Origin of the sequence: Acidisphaera sp. L21 (assembly GCF_009765685.1) — a bacterium.
Lineage (GTDB): Bacteria > Pseudomonadota > Alphaproteobacteria > Acetobacterales > Acetobacteraceae > LMUY01.
Map to the genome: position 1 here is coordinate 1 of NZ_LMUY01000075.1, position 20,094 is coordinate 20,094.

At 65.3% G+C, this 20,094-nt stretch carries 24 protein-coding genes; 16 read left to right on the top strand and 8 right to left on the bottom strand.

All coding sequences use genetic code 11. The annotated features are described in order from the left end of the window. The 5 genes from GSQ76_RS14755 to rodA form a co-directional block, all read left to right on the top strand. Nucleotides 1–752, top strand: a 752-nt coding sequence (locus GSQ76_RS14755; protein ID WP_158744675.1) for a rod shape-determining protein, incomplete at its 5' end; no start/stop codon positions are given. 16 nt (nucleotides 753–768) lie between these two features. After that, entirely contained in the window at nucleotides 769–1,632 is an 864-nt protein-coding gene (gene mreC, locus GSQ76_RS14760; RefSeq protein ID WP_158744676.1) for a rod shape-determining protein MreC, read from the top strand. Next, nucleotides 1,632–2,177 carry a rod shape-determining protein MreD gene (locus GSQ76_RS14765; RefSeq protein ID WP_158744677.1) on the top strand — a complete coding sequence of 182 codons (546 nt, stop codon included), beginning with the start codon at nucleotides 1,632–1,634 and terminating at the stop codon, nucleotides 2,175–2,177. The genes mreC and GSQ76_RS14765 overlap by 1 nt, the downstream gene beginning before the upstream one ends. A 4-nt stretch (nucleotides 2,178–2,181) precedes the next feature. Continuing rightward, a complete protein-coding gene (gene mrdA, locus GSQ76_RS14770) occupies nucleotides 2,182–4,044 on the top strand; it encodes a penicillin-binding protein 2 (protein WP_158744678.1) in 1,863 nt (620 codons plus the stop codon). Nucleotides 4,045–4,054: 10 nt separating this feature from the next. After that, nucleotides 4,055–5,203, top strand: coding sequence for a rod shape-determining protein RodA (gene rodA / locus GSQ76_RS14775; RefSeq protein WP_158744679.1), 1,149 nt, complete (start codon nucleotides 4,055–4,057; stop codon nucleotides 5,201–5,203). Here rodA and GSQ76_RS14780 read toward each other — a convergent pair. Beyond that, a complete protein-coding gene (locus GSQ76_RS14780; protein ID WP_158744680.1) occupies nucleotides 5,181–5,666 on the bottom strand; it encodes a hypothetical protein in 486 nt (161 codons plus the stop codon). The two genes, rodA and GSQ76_RS14780, sit on opposite strands and share 23 nt — an antisense overlap. A gap of 209 nt (nucleotides 5,667–5,875) precedes the next feature. On the opposite strand from GSQ76_RS14780, the gene rpmH reads away from it, so the two are divergent. From rpmH to argB, 6 genes are read left to right on the top strand one after another with little or no spacing between them, the layout of a single operon-like run. Then, entirely contained in the window at nucleotides 5,876–6,010 is a 135-nt protein-coding gene (rpmH, locus tag GSQ76_RS14785) for a 50S ribosomal protein L34 (protein ID WP_158744681.1), read from the top strand. A gap of 36 nt (nucleotides 6,011–6,046) precedes the next feature. Beyond that, nucleotides 6,047–6,388: a ribonuclease P protein component gene (gene rnpA, locus GSQ76_RS14790; RefSeq protein WP_408836695.1), complete on the top strand. Its 342-nt coding sequence runs from the start codon at nucleotides 6,047–6,049 to the stop codon at nucleotides 6,386–6,388. Further along, entirely contained in the window at nucleotides 6,385–6,615 is a 231-nt protein-coding gene (yidD, locus tag GSQ76_RS14795; protein ID WP_158744683.1) for a membrane protein insertion efficiency factor YidD, read from the top strand. The genes rnpA and yidD overlap by 4 nt, the downstream gene beginning before the upstream one ends. A gap of 8 nt (nucleotides 6,616–6,623) precedes the next feature. Beyond that, entirely contained in the window at nucleotides 6,624–8,402 is a 1,779-nt protein-coding gene (yidC, locus tag GSQ76_RS14800) for a membrane protein insertase YidC (RefSeq protein WP_158744684.1), read from the top strand. Further along, complete coding sequence (gene yihA, locus GSQ76_RS14805) at nucleotides 8,315–9,022, top strand: ribosome biogenesis GTP-binding protein YihA/YsxC (RefSeq protein ID WP_158744685.1); 708 nt, start codon at nucleotides 8,315–8,317, stop codon at nucleotides 9,020–9,022. The genes yidC and yihA overlap by 88 nt, the downstream gene beginning before the upstream one ends. A gap of 55 nt (nucleotides 9,023–9,077) precedes the next feature. Continuing rightward, the gene (gene argB, locus GSQ76_RS14810) at nucleotides 9,078–9,986 is read left to right on the top strand and encodes an acetylglutamate kinase (RefSeq protein ID WP_158744686.1); all 909 of its coding nucleotides are present in this window, start codon (nucleotides 9,078–9,080) and stop codon (nucleotides 9,984–9,986) included. Nucleotides 9,987–10,005: 19 nt separating this feature from the next. Here argB and GSQ76_RS14815 read toward each other — a convergent pair whose 3' ends face one another. Both GSQ76_RS14815 and GSQ76_RS14820 read right to left on the bottom strand, forming a co-directional pair. Further along, nucleotides 10,006–10,617 (bottom strand): DUF1194 domain-containing protein, encoded by a 612-nt coding sequence (locus GSQ76_RS14815; RefSeq protein WP_158744839.1) that lies wholly within the window; start codon nucleotides 10,615–10,617, stop codon nucleotides 10,006–10,008. Nucleotide 10,618: 1 nt separating this feature from the next. After that, nucleotides 10,619–12,013 carry an aspartate aminotransferase family protein gene (locus GSQ76_RS14820; protein WP_158744687.1) on the bottom strand — a complete coding sequence of 465 codons (1,395 nt, stop codon included), beginning with the start codon at nucleotides 12,011–12,013 and terminating at the stop codon, nucleotides 10,619–10,621. Between the two features lie 136 nt (nucleotides 12,014–12,149). Between GSQ76_RS14820 and GSQ76_RS14825 the strand changes: the two genes are divergently transcribed. Then, on the top strand, nucleotides 12,150–12,554 hold the full coding sequence (locus GSQ76_RS14825; RefSeq protein ID WP_158744688.1) for a hypothetical protein: 405 nt from the start codon (nucleotides 12,150–12,152) through the stop codon (nucleotides 12,552–12,554). A 7-nt stretch (nucleotides 12,555–12,561) separates the two neighbouring features. On the opposite strand, the gene GSQ76_RS14830 is transcribed toward GSQ76_RS14825, so the two are convergent. Next, nucleotides 12,562–13,284 (bottom strand): orotate phosphoribosyltransferase, encoded by a 723-nt coding sequence (locus GSQ76_RS14830; RefSeq protein ID WP_158744689.1) that lies wholly within the window; start codon nucleotides 13,282–13,284, stop codon nucleotides 12,562–12,564. 86 nt (nucleotides 13,285–13,370) lie between these two features. Here GSQ76_RS14830 and GSQ76_RS14835 point away from each other — a divergent pair, with 86 nt between their 5' ends. The 4 genes from GSQ76_RS14835 to GSQ76_RS14850 all read left to right on the top strand — a co-directional run bounded on the left by GSQ76_RS14835 (nucleotide 13,371) and on the right by GSQ76_RS14850 (nucleotide 16,746). Further along, nucleotides 13,371–14,387, top strand: a complete 1,017-nt coding sequence (locus GSQ76_RS14835; protein ID WP_158744690.1) for a mitochondrial fission ELM1 family protein — start codon at nucleotides 13,371–13,373, stop codon at nucleotides 14,385–14,387. A 32-nt stretch (nucleotides 14,388–14,419) separates the two neighbouring features. Beyond that, on the top strand, nucleotides 14,420–15,487 hold the full coding sequence (locus tag GSQ76_RS14840; protein WP_158744691.1) for a tartrate dehydrogenase: 1,068 nt from the start codon (nucleotides 14,420–14,422) through the stop codon (nucleotides 15,485–15,487). Between the two features lie 140 nt (nucleotides 15,488–15,627). Beyond that, on the top strand, nucleotides 15,628–15,873 hold the full coding sequence (locus tag GSQ76_RS14845; protein WP_158744692.1) for a hypothetical protein: 246 nt from the start codon (nucleotides 15,628–15,630) through the stop codon (nucleotides 15,871–15,873). Between the two features lie 15 nt (nucleotides 15,874–15,888). After that, nucleotides 15,889–16,746 (top strand): glycerophosphodiester phosphodiesterase family protein, encoded by an 858-nt coding sequence (locus GSQ76_RS14850; RefSeq protein WP_158744693.1) that lies wholly within the window; start codon nucleotides 15,889–15,891, stop codon nucleotides 16,744–16,746. Here GSQ76_RS14850 and GSQ76_RS14855 read toward each other — a convergent pair. From GSQ76_RS14855 to GSQ76_RS14870, 4 genes are all read right to left on the bottom strand, one after another. After that, nucleotides 16,667–17,152 carry a YaiI/YqxD family protein gene (locus tag GSQ76_RS14855; protein WP_158744694.1) on the bottom strand — a complete coding sequence of 162 codons (486 nt, stop codon included), beginning with the start codon at nucleotides 17,150–17,152 and terminating at the stop codon, nucleotides 16,667–16,669. The genes GSQ76_RS14850 and GSQ76_RS14855 overlap by 80 nt on opposite strands. After that, a complete protein-coding gene (locus GSQ76_RS14860; protein ID WP_254070417.1) occupies nucleotides 17,152–17,610 on the bottom strand; it encodes a hypothetical protein in 459 nt (152 codons plus the stop codon). The genes GSQ76_RS14855 and GSQ76_RS14860 overlap by 1 nt, the downstream gene beginning before the upstream one ends. Nucleotides 17,611–18,140: 530 nt before the next feature. Then, the gene (gene gltA, locus GSQ76_RS14865; RefSeq protein ID WP_158744696.1) at nucleotides 18,141–19,448 is read right to left on the bottom strand and encodes a citrate synthase; all 1,308 of its coding nucleotides are present in this window, start codon (nucleotides 19,446–19,448) and stop codon (nucleotides 18,141–18,143) included. A 127-nt stretch (nucleotides 19,449–19,575) separates the two neighbouring features. Then, on the bottom strand, nucleotides 19,576–20,094 hold a 519-nt coding region (locus GSQ76_RS14870), incomplete at its 5' end, for a thermonuclease family protein (protein ID WP_216851070.1).

Here is a 20,094-nt window from a genome sequence, read left to right on the forward strand (position 1 = left end):
CCCGGCGCGGCTTTTCGTCCCCGATGATCATCGTATGCGTGCCATCGGGCAGCACAGCCGTCGAGCGCCGGGCGATCCAGGAGAGCGCGGAATCCGCCGGCGCCCGCAAGGTGATGCTGATCGAGGAACCGATGGCTGCCGCCATCGGCGCGGGCCTGCCAGTAACGGAACCATCCGGCTCGATGATCGTCGATATCGGTGGCGGCACGACCGAGGTCGCCGTCATCTCGCTGGGCGGCATCGTCTACAGCCGCAGCGTTCGCGTGGGTGGCGACAAGATGGACGAGGCGATCATCAGCTACATCCGTCGAAACCATAACTTGCTGATCGGCGAAAGCTCCGCCGAGCGGATCAAGATGGACATCGGTGCCGCCTGCCCGCCGGATTACGGCGAAGAGGGGCCCTACCGCGAGGTGAAGGGCCGCGACCTGATGAACGGTGTCCCGCGTGAGGTGCATGTCAGCCAACGCCAAATCGCCGAGAGCATGGCCGAGCCGGTCAGCGCGATCGTGGAGGCGGTGAAGGTCGCATTGGAGAACACGCCACCCGAATTGGCGGCCGATATCGTCGACAAGGGAATCGTGCTGACGGGCGGTGGTGCTTTGCTGTATCGTCTGGACCAGGTGTTGCGCGACGCGACCGGGTTGCCTGTCGTTGTCGCGGAGGAGCCTCTGTCCTGCGTGGCGCTCGGCACAGGGCGTGCATTGGAGGAGATGAAGCGCCTGCGTAACGTGCTGACATCGATGTATTAGGGAACCGCCTAGCTCCGTGATCCGGCTTTCCATCCCAGTCCGCCAGGCGCTCTCCCGGCTTACACTCCCGGTTCTGATCGCAGTGGCGTTCGGCGTCATGTTGCTCGGCAAGGCCGACGCGGTGCTGACGGAGCGTGTCCGCATGGCGCTTGCGGACGCGCTGGCGCCGATTTTCGGCATTATTTCGGAGCCGATTGCCCGCGTGCACGACACGGTGGCCGACGCCGGGGATCTGCTGACGGTCCGATCCGAAAACACGCGGCTGAGGGAGGAGAACGATCGGCTGCGCCAATGGCAGGCGGTCGCGATGGCGCTCGACGCGGAAAATACGTCGCTGAAGGCCAACCTCCACTGGATTCCGGACCCGGCGCCCTCCTACGTCACGGCGCGGGTCGTGGCGGATGCTGGTGGCGTGTATGCGCGGGCCGTTCTGCTCTCCACCGGGCCGAACCGGGCAATCACCAAGGGGCAGATCGCCCTTGATGAACGGGGCCTGGTCGGTCGCGTGACCGAGGTCGGCACCCGCAGCGCACGTGTCCTGCTGATCACCGACATCAATAGCCGCATCCCCGTCACACTGGAGAACACCCGCAGCCGCGCCATGCTAGTCGGCACCAACAATGCCCGCCCGCGCTTGATGTTCTGGCCCGAGGGCAGCATGCCGGCCGAGGGGGAGCGCGTGGTGACCAGTTCGGAGGCGAATGCCTTTCCATCGGGCTTGCCGATCGGTGTCGTCCACTACACCGCCAGCAACGTGCCGGAAGTGGAGCCGTTTGCCCGGTTGGATCGGTTGGAAGTCGTGCGGATCTTCGATTACGGCCTGACCGGCATCCAGCCGCCCGAGAGCCCAAACCGTTTGGTCGCCGATCGCAAGCGCTGATGGACAAGACTCCCGGAATTCGGCCGCGCCCCACCCTGTGGCGACAGCTGGATGCGACGTCCCGCGCGGCCTTTCCGGCAACCTGCACCGCGCTGATGCTGCTGGTGACGTCTTTTCCTTTGGGAATTCCGGGCCAGGCGGAGTGGCAGCCCGCGGCGGCGTTGGCCTGCGTGTTCTTCTGGTCGCTGTTCCGGCCAAATTCCATGCCGCCCGCCGTGGTGTTCGCGATCGGGTTGCTGGCAGATCTGCTGGGGCTGTCCCCCGTTGGCGCGTCGATCATCGTGTTGCTGACGGTGCATGGCTTGGCGGTGCGGTGGCGCCGGGTGCTGGTGCGGCAGGGTTTCGTGGTGGTGTGGCTCGCATTCGTCGGCGTGGCGGCTGGCGCGGCATTGTTGCAATGGGCGCTGACTTGCGCGCTGACGATGCGTTTGTTCTCGCCCGCCCCGGCGCTGTTCCAATGGGCTCTCACGGCTGGGCTGTACCCGGCGCTGGCGATGCTGTTCACCCGGGCCCATCGCAGCCTGGCCAACCCGGAACAGGCGTAGGGTCATGAAGAAGGAGAATAGGACCACCGGCGTCTTCACCCGCCGCGCCCTGTTGTTGGGCGCCGGGCAGATCGGTGTCCTGGGTGTGCTGGCCGCCAAGCTATACCAGGTGCAGGTGGAGGAGGGTGCGCGCTATGCCACCCTGGCCGAGAGCAACCGCATCAGCGCACGGCTGATTGCCCCCCCACGCGGCCGCATCCTGGATCGGTTTGGTACCGTGGTCGGCGGCAACAAGCTGAATTGGCGCGCCCTGCTGATGGTGGAAGAAACCGCCGATGTCGGCGGCACCCTGGACGCGTTCAGCCAAGTGGTCGCGCTACAGGACCACGAGCGCGCCCGGATCGACCGCGAGTTGCACCGCCGCCGCCGCTTCATCCCCCTGGTCGTGCGCGAATTCCTCACCTGGGACGACATGGCAAGGATCGAGGTCAATGCGCCCGACCTCCCCGGCATCCTGGTCGATGTCGGCACGTCCCGCCTGTATCCAGAGGGGCCGAACCTGGCCCATGTGGTCGGCTACGTCGCCCCACCATCCGAGGGCGATATGGGCGATGACCCGATGCTGGCGCTACCCGGCATCCGTATTGGCCGCGCTGGTGTGGAGAAATTCCACGACCTGAAGCTACGCGGCCGGGCAGGCGCCGTGCAGATGGAGGTGAATGCCGTCGGCCGGGTGATCCGCGAGTTGGACCGCCAGGAGGGCACGTCCGGGCAGGATCTGGGCCTGACCATCGATGTCGAGCTGCAGAAGCAGGTGCTGAGCCGGCTGGGTGACCTGAGCGCGTCGGCCGTGGTGATGGATTGCCGCAATGGCGAGGTGTTGGCGATGACCACCACCCCGTCCTTCGACCCCAGCCTGTTCAATTCTGGCGTGTCGCAGGCACAGTGGGTGGAGTGGACCAACAACCGTCGCGCACCGCTGATCAACAAGGCGACCTCCGGCGTCTACCCGCCCGGGTCCACGTTCAAGATGGCCGTGGCGATGGCCGGGCTGGACAACAAGGTGATCGGGCCTGGCGATCGCATCGTTTGCCCGGGCTACCTCGATATCGGTGATACGCGGTTCCATTGCTGGAGCAAGTATGGCCACGGCGCGCTGGATGTCCGTGGCGGCCTGAAGAATTCCTGCGACGTGTTCTTTTTCGAACTGGCACGCCGGGTCGGGATCGACCGGCTGGCGGCAATGGCCAACCGCTTCGGCATCGGCGTCAATCTGGATATCGAGCTACCCGGCGCCCGCAAGGGGCTGATGCCGACCCGCGCCTGGCGCCAGTCGCACGGCCATGCCTGGGGCATCGGCGACACCGTGAACTGCGGCATCGGCCAGGGCTATGTGGAGGCGACGCCGCTGGCGCTGTGCACCTATGTCTCCCGCGTGGCGACCGGGCGGGCGGTTCAGCCGCACGTCACCCGCACGCTCAGCGGCGTGATGCAGCCGGGTGTGCAAGCGGCGGATTGGCCCAGCATGAACCTGTCGGAACGGCATCTTCAGCTCTGTCGGGAGGGGATGTTCGCCGTGGTGAACGACGCTGGCGGGACCGCCCCACAGGCCCGGCTGGGAATGCCGGGCATGCAGCTTGCCGGCAAGACCGGCTCCAGCCAGGTGCGCCGGGTGTCGCGGGAGTTGCGGGAGCACGGCAACTTCAAATCGGAAAACTTGCCGTGGGAGTACCGGCCGCACGCCCTGTTCGTCTGCTTCGCCCCGTATGACTCGCCCCGCTATGCGGTCAGCCTGGTGGTGGAGCACGGCAATGCCGGCGCCACCACCGCCGGCCCGTTGGCGCGCGACATCATGGTCGACGCATTGACCCGCGACCCGGTGAACCGGTCGGAGCCGCAAGGGCAGAAGCTGGCGGACCGGTCCTGATCGCCCGGCGATGATCAACGAACGCCGCCTGATCCGGGCCGAGCCGTCCTTTGGCCTGACGACCAAGCTATTCCAGATCTCCTGGATCTACGTGCTGCTAATCTGCGCGCTGGCTGGGGTCGGCTACGCCGCACTGTACTCCGCTGCGGGCGGCTCGCCCGACCCGTATGCGTCCAAGCAGGCGATCCGCTTCGCTTTCGGTCTGGTGATGATGTTGTGCGTTGCCTTGGTTGATATCCGCATCATCGAGAGACTGGCGTGGCCGCTATACGGCGTCTCCCTGGCGCTGCTGGTGCTGGTGCTGCGGGTCGGCCACGTGGGCAAGGGCGCGCAACGCTGGATCGAGTTCGGTGGCACGCAGCTCCAGCCCTCCGAGCTGATGAAGATCGCGCTGGTCGTGGCGCTGGCCGCTTGGTTCCATCGCGCCACATGGGAGCGAATGGGCAACCCGCTGTTCCTGATCCCGCCCGCCCTGATGGTCGCCGCGCCCGTGCTGCTGATCCTGAAGGAGCCGAATTTGGGCACCGCCGTCATCACGGCGCTAATCGGCGGCACGATCTTCCTCGCCGCCGGAGTGCGCTGGTGGAAGATGGCACTCGTCGTGATCCCCATCCCCTTCGCTGCCCGCGTCGCCTACGGCTACCTGCACGATTATCAAAAGGCCCGGATCGAGACGTTCCTGAACCCGGAAAGCGATCCGCTGGGCGCCGGCTACAACATCCAGCAATCCAAGATCGCCCTCGGCTCCGGCGGGATGTGGGGCAAGGGGTATCTGCAGGGCACCCAGGGCAAGTTGAACTTCCTGCCGGAAAAGCAGACCGACTTCATCTTCACCATGCTGGCGGAGGAATTTGGCTTCGTCGGCTGCCTGGCCGTGCTGGGCCTGCTGCTGCTGATCGTCCTGGGGGCGATGGCGATCGCGCTACGCTGCCGCCACCAATTCGGGCGGCTGGTGGCGCTGGGGATTGGCGTCAACTTCTTCCTGTACGTGGCGGTCAACATCGCCATGGTGACGGGTGCGATCCCGGTTGGTGGGGTGCCGCTGCCGCTGGTGTCCTATGGCGGCTCCGCCTCGCTCACCGTCATGTTCGGGTTCGGCCTGCTCATGAGCGTTCACGTCCACCGCGACGTCGAGTTCAAGGATCGGCGGGAGGATTAGAGGCCGCCTCGGCCGCCTCCGCCAGCATGGCGGTGGCACGATCCACGGTGCGGGACAGGATCTCGCCCGATCGTTTGACCGCCGGGTCGGCATGGTTGGACAGGCGGTCCGCCGTCAACAGCACGGGCGATAACACGCCGCGAATGTCGTGCCGCAGGCGTCGCTGCTGTTCGAGCCGGGCTGCGAGCGCAAGCTCCAGCACCTCCCGTTCTGCCGCGGCCGTCGCCCCATCTGCAGTAAGCTGCCGATAAGTCGCGAGGACGAGCCGGTCCAAGGCAAACGCCATGATTCCGGCAACCACCACCGCCAGGGCGAGTAAGCCGAGGCACGTGGCGAGACCCGGCGCGGGAAACCCAAGGTACCAGCAGGCGAGCGACTCGGTGCACAGGTTGGCAAGAGCCAGCGCAACGAACCAGAACGCTGGTCGGTTCGCGCTGCTGTGCAAGGCCGGGGGAAGGGGCACGGGGTGGATCTCCTGGGCGGCGGCGTCGCAGCGTTCTTATACGCCAGAACCGCCGCAGACCCGACCCGGCAGCGACGGAAGACACGACCGCTCGGATTTGGCATGTTGTCCTGGTGCGAAGAATTGACGCGATGGGGTGCTGGCGCTTATAAGCCGCGCCTTGAACAGGGCCCGCGAGAGCGCGCCCCTGCCGCTGCTGGAGAATCGTCGTGAAGCGCACCTATCAACCCTCGAAGCTGGTCCGTAAGCATCGGCACGGCTTCCGCGCCCGCATGGCGACAGTGGGCGGCCGCAAGGTCATTGCCAACCGTCGCCGCATGGGCCGCAAGAAGCTTTCGGCCTAGGCCATCGCTATGGCGCCGGACCGGGCGCCCGCGCCAATTGCCCCACCGCCTCAACGGCTGAAGTGTCGCGCCGAGTTTTTGCGCGTAGCCAAGTCGGGGCGGAAGGCAGCAATGCCCGGTCTGGTTCTACAAGCTTTGCCGCAGGCCGAACCCGGCCCGGCCCGGATCGGCTTCACCGTGACGAAGAAGGTCGGCAATGCCGTCATCCGCAATCGCACGAGGCGGCGGTTGAAGGAAGCGGCCCGCCTGCTGCTGCAAACCCGGCCCGTTGGCGCCGTCGACCTGGTTCTGATCGGGCGCGACGCGACCCGGGCTCGCCCATTTCTCGTGCTGATGGACGATTTCGCCCGCGCGTTGGACAAGGTGGGCGTTGCGTGACCCCGGCGGCGTTCCTGCTGCAGGGGGCCGTGCGCGGCTACCAGCTTACGGTGCGTCCACTGCTAGGCCCGAATTGCCGCTTCCATCCTGGTTGCAGCGATTACGCGGTCGAGGCATTGCGCACCCACGGCGCCCTGCGCGGTGGCGCACTGGCCGGCAGGCGCATTCTGCGCTGTAACCCCTGGAACGAGGGCGGTTTCGACCCCGTCCCCAAACCCGAGAGCTGAACGCCCGCATGGACCAGAAGCGCCTCATCGTCGCCATTGCAGTTTCGATCGCGATCCTGCTCGGCTTCCAGTTCCTGTTGCCGAAGACCCCGGCGCGCATCCCTGCGCAGCAGACGGCAGCGAACCTTAATCCGGCAGCGCCCGAAACGGTTCGCCGCAGCACCGACCCGTCCTTCCCCGGCACCGAGCCGCAGGCGGTGCCGCCGCCGAAGGATGTGCCACGCATTCCGATCAATGCCGACCGTGTCAGCGGCAGCGTTAGCCTGCGTGGCGGTGTGCTGGATGACCTGGTCCTGCGTGACTACCACGAGGAAGTCAGCCCAACTTCGCCGCTGGTTCGTATTCTGGAGCCGCAGACCGACCCGGAGCCGAACTACATCCAATACGGTTGGACCAGCGACACGCCCGGCGTGAAGCTGCCCGACGAGGCAACGATGTGGACCCCGTCCGCCAAGGAGCTAACCCGGGCGGCGCCGTTGACGCTGAACTGGGATAACGGCGCCGGGCTGGTGTTTTCGATCAAGCTCGAAGTCGACGATTTCTACATGTTCACCGTCACCCAGTCAGTGAAGAATAACACCGGTGCGCCAGTCGCCCTGCACCCGTACGAGCAGGTGCGCCGCGATTACGAGCCGGTGACCGCGGGCTACTACATCCTGCACGAAGGCCCGCTGGGCGTGCTGGGCGGCAAACTGAACGACCCGAGCTATGCCACGGTGAAGACTGATGCGGCGAAGAATGGCGGCGTGGCGGAAACGCTGCCGACGACCGGCGGCTGGATCGGCATCACCGACAAATATTGGCTGACGGCTGTCATACCCGATCAGTCGGCGGCGCAAACCTCGTCCTACCGGTTCGGCAAGTCCGCCACTGGCCCAACCCGCTACCAGACCGATTTCGTATCCACTGCGCCGCTGACGGTGGCGCCGGGTGCGGAAATGTCCACCAGCTTCAAGGCGTTTGCCGGGGCCAAGGAAGTCCATACCCTCGCGCGCTACGAGCAGATGGAGCACATTCCGCTGTTTTCCTACGCGGTGGATTTCGGCTGGTTCTGGTTCCTGACCAAGCCGATCTTCTACGCCTTGGACTGGCTGAACGGGGTGCTTGGCAATTTCGGCATCGCGATCATGGTGTTCACCGTGTTCGCCAAGGCGCTGTTCTTCCCGCTGGCGAACAAATCGTATCGCTCGATGAGCAAGATGAAGCTGCTGGGTCCGAAGATGACGGCCCTGCGCGAGCGGCTGAAGGACGAGCCGGCCAAGCTGCAGTCCGAGATGATGCAGCTCTACAAGACCGAGGGCGTGAACCCCGCCAGCGGCTGCTTGCCGATGGTGGTGCAGATCCCGGTGTTCTTCTCGCTATACAAGGTGATCTTCGTCACCATCGAGATGCGGCACGCGCCTTTCTTCGGCTGGATCCATGACTTGTCGGCGCTGGACCCGACGAACGTGTTCAACCTGTTCGGGTTGATCCCGATCGATCCGATCCAGTATGCGAGCTTCCTGCATCTGTCGGCCTGGACGTTGATCATGGGCAGCACGATGTATGCACAGCAGCAGCTGAACCCGCCGCCGCCCGACCCGATGCAGGCGCGGCTGTTCAAGTTCATGCCGCTGATATTCATGTTCATGATGGGCCGCTTCCCCGCCGGCCTGCTGATCTACTGGAGCTGGAACAATACCCTCACGATCGCGCAGCAATGGCTGATCATGCGCCGGACCAAGATCGGCCCGACGGCAGCGACGGCGTTGCCCCGAACCCCGAAGAGCCAGGGCGCGAAGAGCTAGAGGCTCTCGCGCTCGAGCGGGGGCGGCTGCTATTCGCCGCGCCCTGCAAGTTCTTCTTCGCCGCCCAGCGGCTGGACCAGCTGCCCCCGCCCGCGGGGGCGGAGGTGGCGTTTGCCGGCCGCTCCAACGTCGGCAAATCCTCGCTGATCAACGCGCTGGTGGGCCATCACGCGCTGGCGCGTGCTTCCCACACGCCGGGTCGCACGCGGCAGCTCAACTTCTTCGACCTGGGCGGCCGGCTGACGCTGGTGGACATGCCGGGCTACGGCTACGCGCAAGCGGCGAAGTCGGTGAAGGAGGATTGGCAGGGGCTGATGTTCGAATACCTGCGCGGCCGCCCGACGCTACAGCGGGTGCTGCTGCTGCTGGATTCGCGGATCGAGATCAAGGCGTCCGACACCGCAGCGATGGATCTGCTGGACCGCGCCGCCGTCACTTACCAATTCGTGTTGACCAAGGCAGACGACGTGAAGCCGCGCGTGCTGGCCGCGAAGTTGGAAGAAGTCACGGCGATCGCGCGTAAGCACCCCGCCGCCTATCCGGATGTCGCCATCACGAGCAGCAACTCCGGCACTGGTATCGAGGCATTGCGGGCCAGCGTCGCCGCACTCACGGGTTGACCCGGCGGCGCAGGCACAGCTAGCTGGCCTTCCTATCGCCGGAGACCTGGGCCGCATGAGCACCGTCATCGAGGAAATCATCCAGACCGCGCCGGCCGAACAGGCGCGCATCCTCGCCCATGCGCTGCCGTACCTGCGACGCTATGCCGGGGCGACCGTCGTGGTGAAATACGGCGGCCACGCCATGGGCGAGCAGCATCTGGCCGAGCAATTCGGCCGCGATATCGCGCTGCTGAAGCAAGTCGGCATCAATCCCGTCATCGTCCATGGCGGCGGCCCGCAGATCAACGCCATGCTGAAGCGGCTGGCGATCCAATCCACGTTCATCGACGGCCTGCGGGTGACGGACGCTGCCATGGTCGAAGTGGTGGAGATGGTGCTGGCTGGCACCGTCAACAAACACGTCGCCGGGCTCATCAACCAGGCCGGCGCGCTGGCCGTGGGGATTTCCGGCAAGGATGGCGGCCTGATCCGCGCCCGCAAGCTGCAGCGTACCGTGAAGGACCCCGGCAGCAACATCGAACGCGTGCTCGACCTTGGCTTCGTGGGCGAGCCGACCGAGATCGACGTGCGGGTCATCCATGCGCTGACCGGCGCCGGGTTGATCCCCGTGATCGCGCCGGTCGGCTGGGGCGAGGACGGGCAGACCTACAACATCAACGCCGACACGGTTGCCGGTGCGGTGGCTGGGGCGTTGGGCGCCAAGCGCCTGCTGATGTTGACCGACGTGCCCGGCGTGCTGGATGCCGACAAGAAGCTGATCCCGGAACTGACGATCGACGACGTCAGTCGCCTCTGTGCCGAGGGCGTTATCACCGGCGGCATGATCCCGAAGGTCGAGACGTGCGTCGACGCCGTGCGCCGTGGCGTGAAGGCGGCGGTGATCCTGGATGGCAAGCAGCCGCATGCGTGCCTGCTGGAAATGTTCCTGCAAAGCGGCATCGGCACGCTGATTCGCGCATAGAGGCGGGCTTGGGCGGGAGTTAGAGCGAGGACAACTCCCGCACCAGCTTGCGGCGCATTGCCTCGGCGAAGGTGTCGTAGTCCTTGCATTCGACGGCGAAAGCGCCGGGGCCGCCGATGACTTCGGTGGTGTAGCTTTGCAGCAGATCCGGCTCCTCGTGCAGGACGCACAAACCGTTGATGGTGACCCCGGCAGCGATCAGTCGGTCGCGGATCGGGGCAGGCGGGATGCCGGCATTGCTGCGGCCGTCGCCCGCCACATCGATGATTCGTCGCGATGCCGGGGCGGGCAGCGCGGCCAGCATGGTCTCCGCCACCACCAGCGCCTCCCCAATCGCGGTTTCGCCCGCGCGTACGGTGCGGGGCACGTCGCCGACGGCCTCGGCGAATGCGTTGATCGCGGCATCGGTATCGACGCGCGTCCAGTCGATCATGACCTCGTGCGCGCCAATCCCGGACCACAGTAAGACACTGAGCAGGCTGGCCCTTTGCGGACCACCCTGTAACGCCACCATCACCTCGGGGTCCCGCAGCGCAGCCGCGATCCCACCGACGATGGCATTGAATTCGTTGAAATTGACGCTGGCCGACCCGTCCAGCGCAATTACCAGGGCGAGGTCGGCCGGCTCCAGATCAGACGACCGCCAGGCGCTCGCGACGGACCTGCACCGTCAAATCGTCCAGCGCGCGGGCGACCCGGTCCAGCATGTCGTCGACTTCTTCCACGGTGATGATCAGGGGCGGGCTGAAGGCCAGGCTGTCGTTCGGCAGGCCGCGGCAGATCACGCCGTGGTCCTCACCCAGCTTGGCCCAACGCGCGCCAATCTTCAGCGCCGGGTCGAAATTCTGCTTCATGGCCTTGTCCGCCACCAGCTCGACGGCGCCGATCAGGCCGACGCCGCGGATCTCGCCCACCAGCTCGTGCCCGGCGAAGCGACGGCGCAGTTCGGTGTGCATATGCGCACCCACCTCTCGCGCGTGCTCGACGATGTTGATTTCGTCGTAAATCTTCATCGCCTCAATCGCGACGGCGGCCGGAACGGGGTGGCCGGAATAGGTGTAGCCGTGGCCGAAGGTGCCGATACGATGGCTTTCCTCGGCGATCGGGCGGAACACTTTCTGGCTGACCACGGTGGCCGAGATTGGCATGTATGCGGCCGACAGCGCCTTCGCACAGGTCAGAATGTCCGGCTTCATGCCGAACGTCTCGGTGCCCCAATAATTTCCGGTCCGGCCGAAGCCGCAGATCACCTCGTCGGCGACCAGCAGGACGTCATACTTGTTCAGCACCGCGCTGATCTTCTGGAAATAGGTCGCGGGCGGCACGATAACGCCACCGGCGCCCATGATCGGCTCGGCGAACATGGCGGCGACCGTGTCGGGCCCCTCGGCCAGGATCAGCTTCTCCAACTCGTCGGCGCAGCGTGTGGCAAACTGCTCCTCCGTCTCCCCTTCGGCGCCGCCATGGTAGAAATGCGGCGTCATGGTGTGGATGAAGCCCGGCAGTGGCAGGTCGAACGAGCGGTGATTGTACGGTAGCCCAGTCAGCGAGGCGGCGCCGATGGTGATGCCGTGATAGCCCTTCAGCCGGCCGATGATCTTCTTCTTCGCCGGGCGGCCGAGCGCGTTGTTGTAGTACCAGACCATCTTGATCGCCGTGTCGTTCGCCTCGGACCCGGAGTTCGAGAAGATGACCCGCGAATCTTCAAGCGGAACCCGTGCCGTCAGCATCTCCGACAGCTCGATCAGCGGGCCGTGCGATTTGGCAGTGAAGGAGTGATAGAACGGCAGGATGCGCATCTGGTCGTAGGCGGCCTTCGCCAGCCGCTCGTTATCGAAACCGAGGGAGGCGCACCACAGGCCGGCCACGGTCTCGATGTAGTCCTTGCCGTCCTCGTCCCATACGCGAACGCCTTTGCCGCGGCTGATCACCATCGGCCCAGCCGATTCGTGAGCGACCAAATCGGTATAGGGGTGCAGCGTGTGCGCCACGTCGCGGGCGGCGGCGGAATTCGGGCGGACAGCCATAAAAAGTCTCCAAACGGCGGGAAACTTCGATGCTAGGCGCGACTGGCGACGCGGGGAACCCCCGACACCTTGCAGACCCGCTTCCGGTCGGCGGCGTGGCGCGCTAGGAGAAGGCGGCGAAAGTGTGAGGTCTACAATGAAGCGAACCACTCTGTTGGCGGTCACGCTGGCATGCGGCGCGCTTGTGGCGACAGGCGCCCAGGCGCAGCGCCGCGGTCGTGGCAGCACGCCAGAAGACGCGTTACCGCCGAGCGTTCCACCGGCCGTCTCTACCCTGGCGCCCACCCGCGGCATCGCCGGGCCGCGCTTGCAAGTGGGGGCGGTGATCTGCGCGTCCGAGCAGGATCTGCAGAATCGCGCCGTGGTCAGCCGCAAGATTTCCGACGGCGCCACCGATGCCGGCGACCCAATGGCGGGCTGCCGCATGCTGAACCAGGAGCGTGGCGTCGACATCCTGGCCCGGCACGGCCTGGGCCGCACTCAGGTGAAAATAAAGCCGAGCGGGGAAGCAGGCTGGACGGACTCCTACTTCCCTCAATAGGCAGGACTTAGCCGGCGGCGCGGCGGGCGATCGCTTCTTCCGCGCTGGCAACGCCGCCATGGGCGCCGGACCAGGCGACCGGGTCTTCCAGGAACTTGCGGACCTCGGCCAGCGCCGGCTCCGCGAAGTACGGCCGCTCCCGGCATGCCTCCAGCACGTCCCACCAGGTGCAGAGCGCGTGCAACTGCACGTCCATCTGCGCCAGGGTTTCGAAGCTGCCGGGGAACACGCCGTAGAAGAACACGACGAAGGCATGGTTCACGATCGCCCCGGCATCGCGGAGCGCTTGGGCGAACTGGATCTTGCTGCGCCCGTCCGTTGTCAGATCCTCGACCAGCAGGGTCTGCTTGCCCTCGGGCACGTCGCCCTCGATCAGCGCGTTGCGGCCGAAGCCCTTGGGCTTCTTCCGGACGTAGGCCATCGGCGCCATCATCCGGTCTGCAATCCAGGCCGCGAAGGGAATTCCAGCAGTTTCACCACCGGCGACGGCCTCGATGGTTTCATAGCCGATGTGGCGACCTATCTTTTCTACGCCCAAGGCGCAGATCTTCGCGCGCGCCCGGGGGAAGTAGATGATACGACGGCAATCGATGTAGACCGGAGACTTCCAGCCGGACGTGAACGTGTAAGGTTCTTCGGGGCGAAAATTGACGGCTTTGATTTCCAGCAGGATGCGCGCCGTGGTCAGCGCCGCGTCGCGGTCCCAATCGGTCTGGTGCTGGTCCGGCATATCGATCTCTCGTTTCCAAAGCGGGTTCGATAGCCGTTGGCGACGCGCGCGTCCATGCCGGTGTGACCCTTACCGGTGTATCGCCCATGCGTGATCCTGCGGCTCTGCGTCACCGAGGTGGCCCGTCGCAGGACGAAACAGCGCCGGTTTGGGTGCTGGATGACCCGTATGACCGCGTGTCCGACCAGGCGATTGGGATTGCCGAGCGGCTGGGTGTGCCGCATCTGCGCGTGCCGCTGGCGTGGCGCTGGAACGCTCGGATGGTCGGGCTATCGCAGCGCGGCTCGCTGCGTGGACTGCTAGCGCCCGGCTGGCCGTTCTCCGCCCCGCAAGGCCCGGCGCTCGCCATCTCCGCCAGCCCCCGGTCCGAGGCCGTGGCTCTGTGGCTGCGCCAAGGTTTCGGCACGCGCCTGGTGCATTGCGGGCTGCCGCGCTGGCGGGGCAAGCATTTCGACCTGCTGGTGATGCCCCGCCACCTGCGGCGGCAAACCGGCCCCAATGTCCTACCCGTCCTGGGGGAGCCGCATCGGCTGTCCCCGCTGGCGCTGTCGCAGGCCCGGGTCTCCTGGGCCGGGCGGTTGTCGCATCTGCCGCGGCCGTTGATCACCCTGCTGGTCGGCGGCGGCAACCTTGGCGGCGAAATGCGCCCCGCTGCGGCACACGCCCTGGCGCGGCAGGTGGCCCGCATGGCCGCTGCTGCTGGCGGGTCGATCCTGGCCACTACCAGCCCCCGCACCGGACAGGAGGCGACGGATGCACTGGCCGGCGGCCTCGCCTCCAGCATGCACGTGCTCTATCGCTGGGGGGAGCCGGGGGAGAACCCCTATGCGGGCATGATCGCATTGTCCGACATCACCATCGTCACGGGTGATTCGCCCGCCATGATCAGTGAGGCCTGTAGCGGGGAGGCACCGGTGTTCATCGCCAGCCTGGGCGATCGGCCATCCCACCGCCGCCTGCACGAATTGCTGTATCAGGCAGGGCAGGCCCGCCCGCTAGGCCAGACCCTCACCCTCTGGCCGCGTAGCCCACTGGACGAGGCAGGTCGTGTGGCGACGGAAATTCGCGCGCGAATGTCGATGGGGCCGCAGGCGGTCGATTGACCCGGCGGCCCGGCGGACGCAGGTTTCCCACCATGGAACGTACATACAAAATCGCCGTCATCCCCGGTGACGGGATCGGCAAAGAAGTCGTCCCCGCCGCGCTGGAGGTGTTGGATGCCGCCGCAACCCGCTTCGGCTTCACGTTGAAGCCGACCCATTACGACTGGTCCTGCGAGACCTACACCCGCACTGGCGCCATGATGCCGGAGGACGGGCTCGATCAATTGCGCGAGTCCGACAGCGTGCTGCTGGGCGCCGTCGGCTGGCCCGGCGTGCCCGACCATATCTCGCTCTGGGGCCTGCTGATCCCAATTCGCCGCGGGTTTGACCAATATGCCTCCGTCCGTCCGTGCAAGCTGATGCCCGGCGCCCGCACGCCGCTGGCCGGCCGCACCGAGAAAGACATCGATTTCGTCGTGGTGCGCGAGAATACCGAGGGCGAGTATTCCGCCATCGGCGGCCGGATGTATGCCGGGACCGAGCATGAATTCGTCAGCCAGCAGAGCGTGTTCAGCCGCCGCGGCACCGACCGAGTGATGAAATACGCTTTCGAACTGGCAAAAACCCGCCCTCGCAAGCACGTAACCTCCGCCACCAAGTCGAACGGCATTACCATCACCATGCCGTATTGGGACGAACGGTTCGCCGCGATGAAGGCGGACTACCCGGATATCGAGACCGCGCAATTCCACATCGACATTCTCTGCGCCCACTTCGTCCAGCATCCGGACTGGTTCGACGTCGTCGTCGGCTCCAACCTATTCGGTGACATCCTGTCCGACCTTGGTCCGGCAGTGGCCGGCAGCATCGGCATCGCGCCCTCCGCCAACATCAACCCGGAGCGACTGCATCCGTCGATGTTCGAGCCGGTGCATGGATCGGCGCCGGACATTGCCGGCAAGGGCGTCGCCAACCCGATCGGCCAGATTTGGTCGGCGGCGATGATGCTGGACCATCTGGGCGAGGGTGAGGCGGCCCAGGCCATCATCGACAGCTTCGAGGCGCTACTGCGTGACGGCGGCCCCCGCACGCGGGACATGGGTGGCCAGGCCGGCACCATGGATGTTGGCCACGCCATCGCCCAAGCCGTCCGTGGCTAGCCCGGATTGCCTGATTGACGCCACTGCGCGGCCACAGAATCGGCCGCGCGGACCGTCCATTGGTCGCGAGGCTTGATGCCGGCGGCAGACCCGCCTACGATCCCATCGCTTGCGAGAGACTCGCAATTGGAGAGTGGCTTTTGGGACGCGACCAGGTAGTGATCGGGCGGCGGTGCGAGAGGGCGGTGGTAACTGCCTATCGGGAACTGCGCGCCACGGGCAATGTCGATATGGACGCATTCCGCGCTTGCACGGTGCTGTATCGCATCCACCATCCCGAGGCCTCGATCAACGAGGCGCGGCGTCTGGTGTCTGAGTGGATCGACCACCACGTCGTGCGCGGCGACACCGGCCCGACCTCCGGATGTGAATGCGGCGACGACTGAGCTGTCGCAGCCGCTGTGATACCTGAGATCATTGGGCACCGCGGTGCGCGGTCGCTGTATCCCGAAAACACGATCCCTGGGTTCCAGGCGGCGCTGGAAGCTGGGGTTCGTCATTTCGAAATTGACGTCGGGATGACCCGGGACGGGCTGGCAGTGATCAGCCACGATGCCGTCCTGTCACCGGATCTGACGCGCACCCAGGATGGGCGCTGGATCGAAGCCGGGCACATCGCGATAAAGAGGCTGGATTTCGCCGAGCTGCAGAGATTCGACGTCGGCCGGGCGCGGCCCGGCAGCAAGACCGCGAAGCGCTTTCCGCGGCAGGTGCCGATGGATGGCGCCACGATCCCCACGCTGGAAGATGTGCTGCGACTAGACAGCGAGGCTCGTTGGACCATCGAGGTGAAAACCTACTTCAACCGTCCCCGCTTGACCTGGGCGCCGGAGCGGCTGGTAGAGGCCGTGGCCGAGATCGTCGATCGCGTCGGTGCAGCCAAGCGTGTCACCGTTCAATCTTTCGACTGGCGCGGGCCCCGCCATCTACGCCAGATGCGCCCCGACCTCGCCTACGCCTGGTTGACGGCCCGCAACACACGCGCCTGGCGTGGCGGGCAGGCCAGGCTGCCCTACACCGTGGTGGAGGAGGGCGGTGGCACCTGGACCCCGCAATTCCGCGAACTGACCCCCGCGCTGCTGGACCGCGCCCACGCCGCTGGGCTGCGCGTGGTGCCGTGGACAGTAAACGCCCCGGCCGACATCGTGCGTCTCGCCAAGTGGGGCGTAGATGGGCTGATCACGGACGACCCGCTGATGGCACGGGCCGCACTACATCCCGACGCGCTCGAATCACCTCCGCATCCAACGCCGAACTGAAGCGGGAGCGGTCGGCCTGGGTCAGTGGGGCATGTGCCCCACCGCCTAGCCCGACCTCGCGCATATGCCGGGCGATCTCCCGCCCGGCGAGTGCGCTGCCGATATTGTCGCCCGTCCAGCTTCGCCCCGTATGGCCCAGTGCGCGGGCGCCCCGTTCCAGGCAGCGCTTGGCCAGGGGAATGTCAGCTGTAATGCAGATATCGCCTGGTTCGATTCGTTCGGCGATCCAGTCATCGGCTGCGTCCGGACCATCGGCGACGATGATCATCTGCACGCCAGGTTGCTGCGGCGGCCGGATCGGGCGCGAGCCATTATGCACGACCAGCACCTCAAGCCCCATGCGCGCTGCAACCCGGTAGGCTTCCTCACGCACCGGGCAGGCATCGGCGTCGATAAACAGCCGCATCAGGCGGTACCGGCTGGTTGCAGGAAGTTGGCGCGGATGGATGTGCGGGCCACCAGGGCTTGCATCGCCGGGTCCTGATCCCCGTTCTTGGCCGTGAGGGACTCCATGGGAACGAAGAACTCGTGAGGATGGGGCACTTGTTGCTGCATGAATCCATCATAGTGCCGGGCCCGCAATCCATACATCACCCTGAGGTCGCGCACCGGCAGCACGAGCGCATGGGTGGGCGGCGCTGCCAGCACGCCGGTGGCCTGCCATCGCAGGATTGGGCTGTCCGGCAGCACCGGGGCGAGCAGCCATTGCACTGGGCACACCGCCATCAGCGAGTGAGTGGAGGGTGCGAAACGCGACCGTTTATCCAACAGGTTGGTGAGGGTTGAACACGCCTCGATGGCGAAGATGTCAGCAAATGGTTCGGTCGGGGTGCCACCGAAATTCAGCCAGAGACCATCAGGCAACGTTCGGAATTGTTGGCTGCCGGGCAGTTTGAGGGCGCACTGCCCGCCGCCATCGTCTGGCCGGCCCTGCAACCAGGCGTCTTTCTCACGCGTGACCAAGCCGGGAGGATGCTGCGGCCACTGCTTTAGGCGGGACCGGACGGTGGCATCGATTGATCGTGGGTAATCCAACGGCGAAACTCCTGTGCTATCACGATTGGGTGATGCAGCAGTTTACCGAGAGCGGCCGGATCAAAGAGGCCTCTAAGGCTCAGTTCTAAAGGGAATAATGGCTTTATCGCCGTATTAATTACAGACGATCGTGTGTTCTTTGCCGCGAAAACATCGGCTTATTGGGCAGAGGAGCGCGAGCCCGGGAAGTGCCATACGCGCAGAAAGACGCAAGAACATACGGTTGCAATCGACTGCTATCAACGCGTTAGTGTGAATTCATCCGGGATCGTTGCAGAACGTGATTTTCACCTGCCGAAAATCGTGCAAGCGCAAAAAAAAGCCCGGCATTGCTGCCGGGCCTTCTGTAACGAAACGCGTTACCCACGCTTGGAGGCGGGTACGAAATCACGGAGGGGCGACCCCGTGTAGATCTGCCGGGGACGGCCGATCCGCTGGGTCTTATCCTCAATCATTTCCTTCCACTGGCTAATCCAGCCAACGGTGCGGGCGACGGCGAACAGCACGGTGAACATGCTGGTCGGGATGCCCATCGCCTTGAGAATAATGCCTGAGTAGAAGTCGACGTTCGGATAGAGCTTTTTGCTGATGAAATATTCGTCATGAAGCGCGATCCGCTCGAGTTCGGCTGCCATGTCCAGCATCTTGTCGCCCTTAATGCCAAGCTCCTTCAGCACTTCATGGCAGGTTTGCTGCATGATCTTGGCGCGCGGGTCGTAGTTTTTGTAGACCCGATGGCCGAAGCCCATCAGGCGGACGCCGCTGTTCTTGTCCTTCACTTTTTCGATGAAGGCCGGGATATTTTCCGGGCTGCCGATCTCCTCCAGCATCTTCAGCACGGCCTCGTTGGCGCCGCCATGGGCAGGACCCCACAGGCTTGCGATGCCGGCGGCGATACACGCGAATGGATTGGCCCCGGTGGAGCCAGCCAGACGCACTGTGGAGGTAGAGGCGTTCTGCTCGTGATCGGCGTGCAGGATGAAGATCCGATCCATCGCGCGGGCGAGGATGGGGTTCACCTTGTATTCCTCGGCCGGCACCGCGTTCATCATGTAGAGAAAGTTCTCCGCATAGCCGAGGTCGTTGCGCGGATACATGAACGGCTGGCCTATATTGTACTTATAGGCCCAAGCTGCGATGGTCGGCAGCTTAGCAATCAGGCGGAACGCGCTGATTTCACGATGCTGTTCGTTCGTGATGTCCAAGCTGTCATGGTAAAAAGCGCTGAGCGCGCCGACGACACCGCACATCACGGCCATCGGGTGAGCATCACGGCGGAACCCACTGAAGAAGCTGCGAAGCTGCTCATGGAGCATGGTGTGGTGCATCACACCTTTGTGGAACTCGTCCGCCTCCGCCTTGTTCGGCAACTCGCCGTTCAGCATCAGATAGGCGACTTCCAGAAAGTTCGACTGTTCTGCCAGTTGATCGATCGGGTAGCCGCGATGCAGCAGCACACCCTCGTCACCGTCGATATAGGTGATCTTGCTTTCGCAAGCGGCGGTCGCGCCGTAGCCGATGTCGTAGGTAAAGATCCCAAGGCTGCCATACAGCTTGCTGATATCGGCCGCCTGCGGTCCGATCGTGCCGGATCTAAGCGGGACACTCAGCGACTTGTTAGAGCCGTCAAGCGTCAAGGTGAGAGACCCGTTGGCGGTGCCGCTCATGTTCTGTTCCTGTCGAATACGGGTCGGCGTGAATCGCCGCCACAGATGCACCGGCGCACTGCCGGTGAATGTGTCCAATTAACGGCGAAGTTGCGTGGAAGGCAACCTTCGCGCTTGCAGCATCGACCTAGTTTGTGAGCCAAAGCCCGCGGCGATGGCTTCGCGCGTCATGCTCGGCGCTGCTGAAGGTTGCTGTTTCAGCACGCGCCCATCCGACCATCACGAGAGCGGCATTCACGTCTTGCCCGCCAGCGTCGCATCGTGCGGCCGGCCGGCCCAAGCTGTCATGGCCGGAAACTCGGCACTCAACCCGCTGGTCCCGCACCAATTCGGCCAGTGCGGCGGTGGCTTGCATCCCACAATCCGGCCCGGCGGCGCAGGCCTGCCCGCGGCGGGGCGCCTTGATGTCGCTCAGCCGCACGACCACACCATCTAGCCGCAACGTGTCGCCATCGATCACCGCCACCTGGCCGGGCGAGGCGGAAATGACCCGCGCGTCCGACGTCATTTGTCCGAACAGGCTGCCGGACAGGCCCAGCATCACCAACGAGCCGCCCGCCACCGCGCCGAACAGCGCAACCGTCACCGTTCGTAGCAACCCGCGAGGCGCAGCGGGGCGGCTGGAAGAGCGGAAAATTCGGCGGGG

Coding starts and splice junctions, on each gene's coding strand:
- GSQ76_RS14835 (WP_158744690.1), top strand. CDS start 13,371: ATGCGTGATCCTGCGGCTCTGCGTCACCGAGGTGGCCCGTCGCAGGAC.
- mrdA (WP_158744678.1), top strand. CDS start 2,182: ATGAAGAAGGAGAATAGGACCACCGGCGTCTTCACCCGCCGCGCCCTG.
- GSQ76_RS14830 (WP_158744689.1), bottom strand. CDS start 13,284: ATGCCGGACCAGCACCAGACCGATTGGGACCGCGACGCGGCGCTGACC.
- gltA (WP_158744696.1), bottom strand. CDS start 19,448: ATGAGCGGCACCGCCAACGGGTCTCTCACCTTGACGCTTGACGGCTCT.
- GSQ76_RS14765 (WP_158744677.1), top strand. CDS start 1,632: ATGGACAAGACTCCCGGAATTCGGCCGCGCCCCACCCTGTGGCGACAG.
- GSQ76_RS14840 (WP_158744691.1), top strand. CDS start 14,420: ATGGAACGTACATACAAAATCGCCGTCATCCCCGGTGACGGGATCGGC.
- yihA (WP_158744685.1), top strand. CDS start 8,315: ATGGCTGATCATGCGCCGGACCAAGATCGGCCCGACGGCAGCGACGGC.
- GSQ76_RS14825 (WP_158744688.1), top strand. CDS start 12,150: ATGAAGCGAACCACTCTGTTGGCGGTCACGCTGGCATGCGGCGCGCTT.
- GSQ76_RS14855 (WP_158744694.1), bottom strand. CDS start 17,152: ATGCGGCTGTTTATCGACGCCGATGCCTGCCCGGTGCGTGAGGAAGCC.
- GSQ76_RS14820 (WP_158744687.1), bottom strand. CDS start 12,013: ATGGCTGTCCGCCCGAATTCCGCCGCCGCCCGCGACGTGGCGCACACG.
- yidC (WP_158744684.1), top strand. CDS start 6,624: ATGGACCAGAAGCGCCTCATCGTCGCCATTGCAGTTTCGATCGCGATC.
- rodA (WP_158744679.1), top strand. CDS start 4,055: ATGATCAACGAACGCCGCCTGATCCGGGCCGAGCCGTCCTTTGGCCTG.
- argB (WP_158744686.1), top strand. CDS start 9,078: ATGAGCACCGTCATCGAGGAAATCATCCAGACCGCGCCGGCCGAACAG.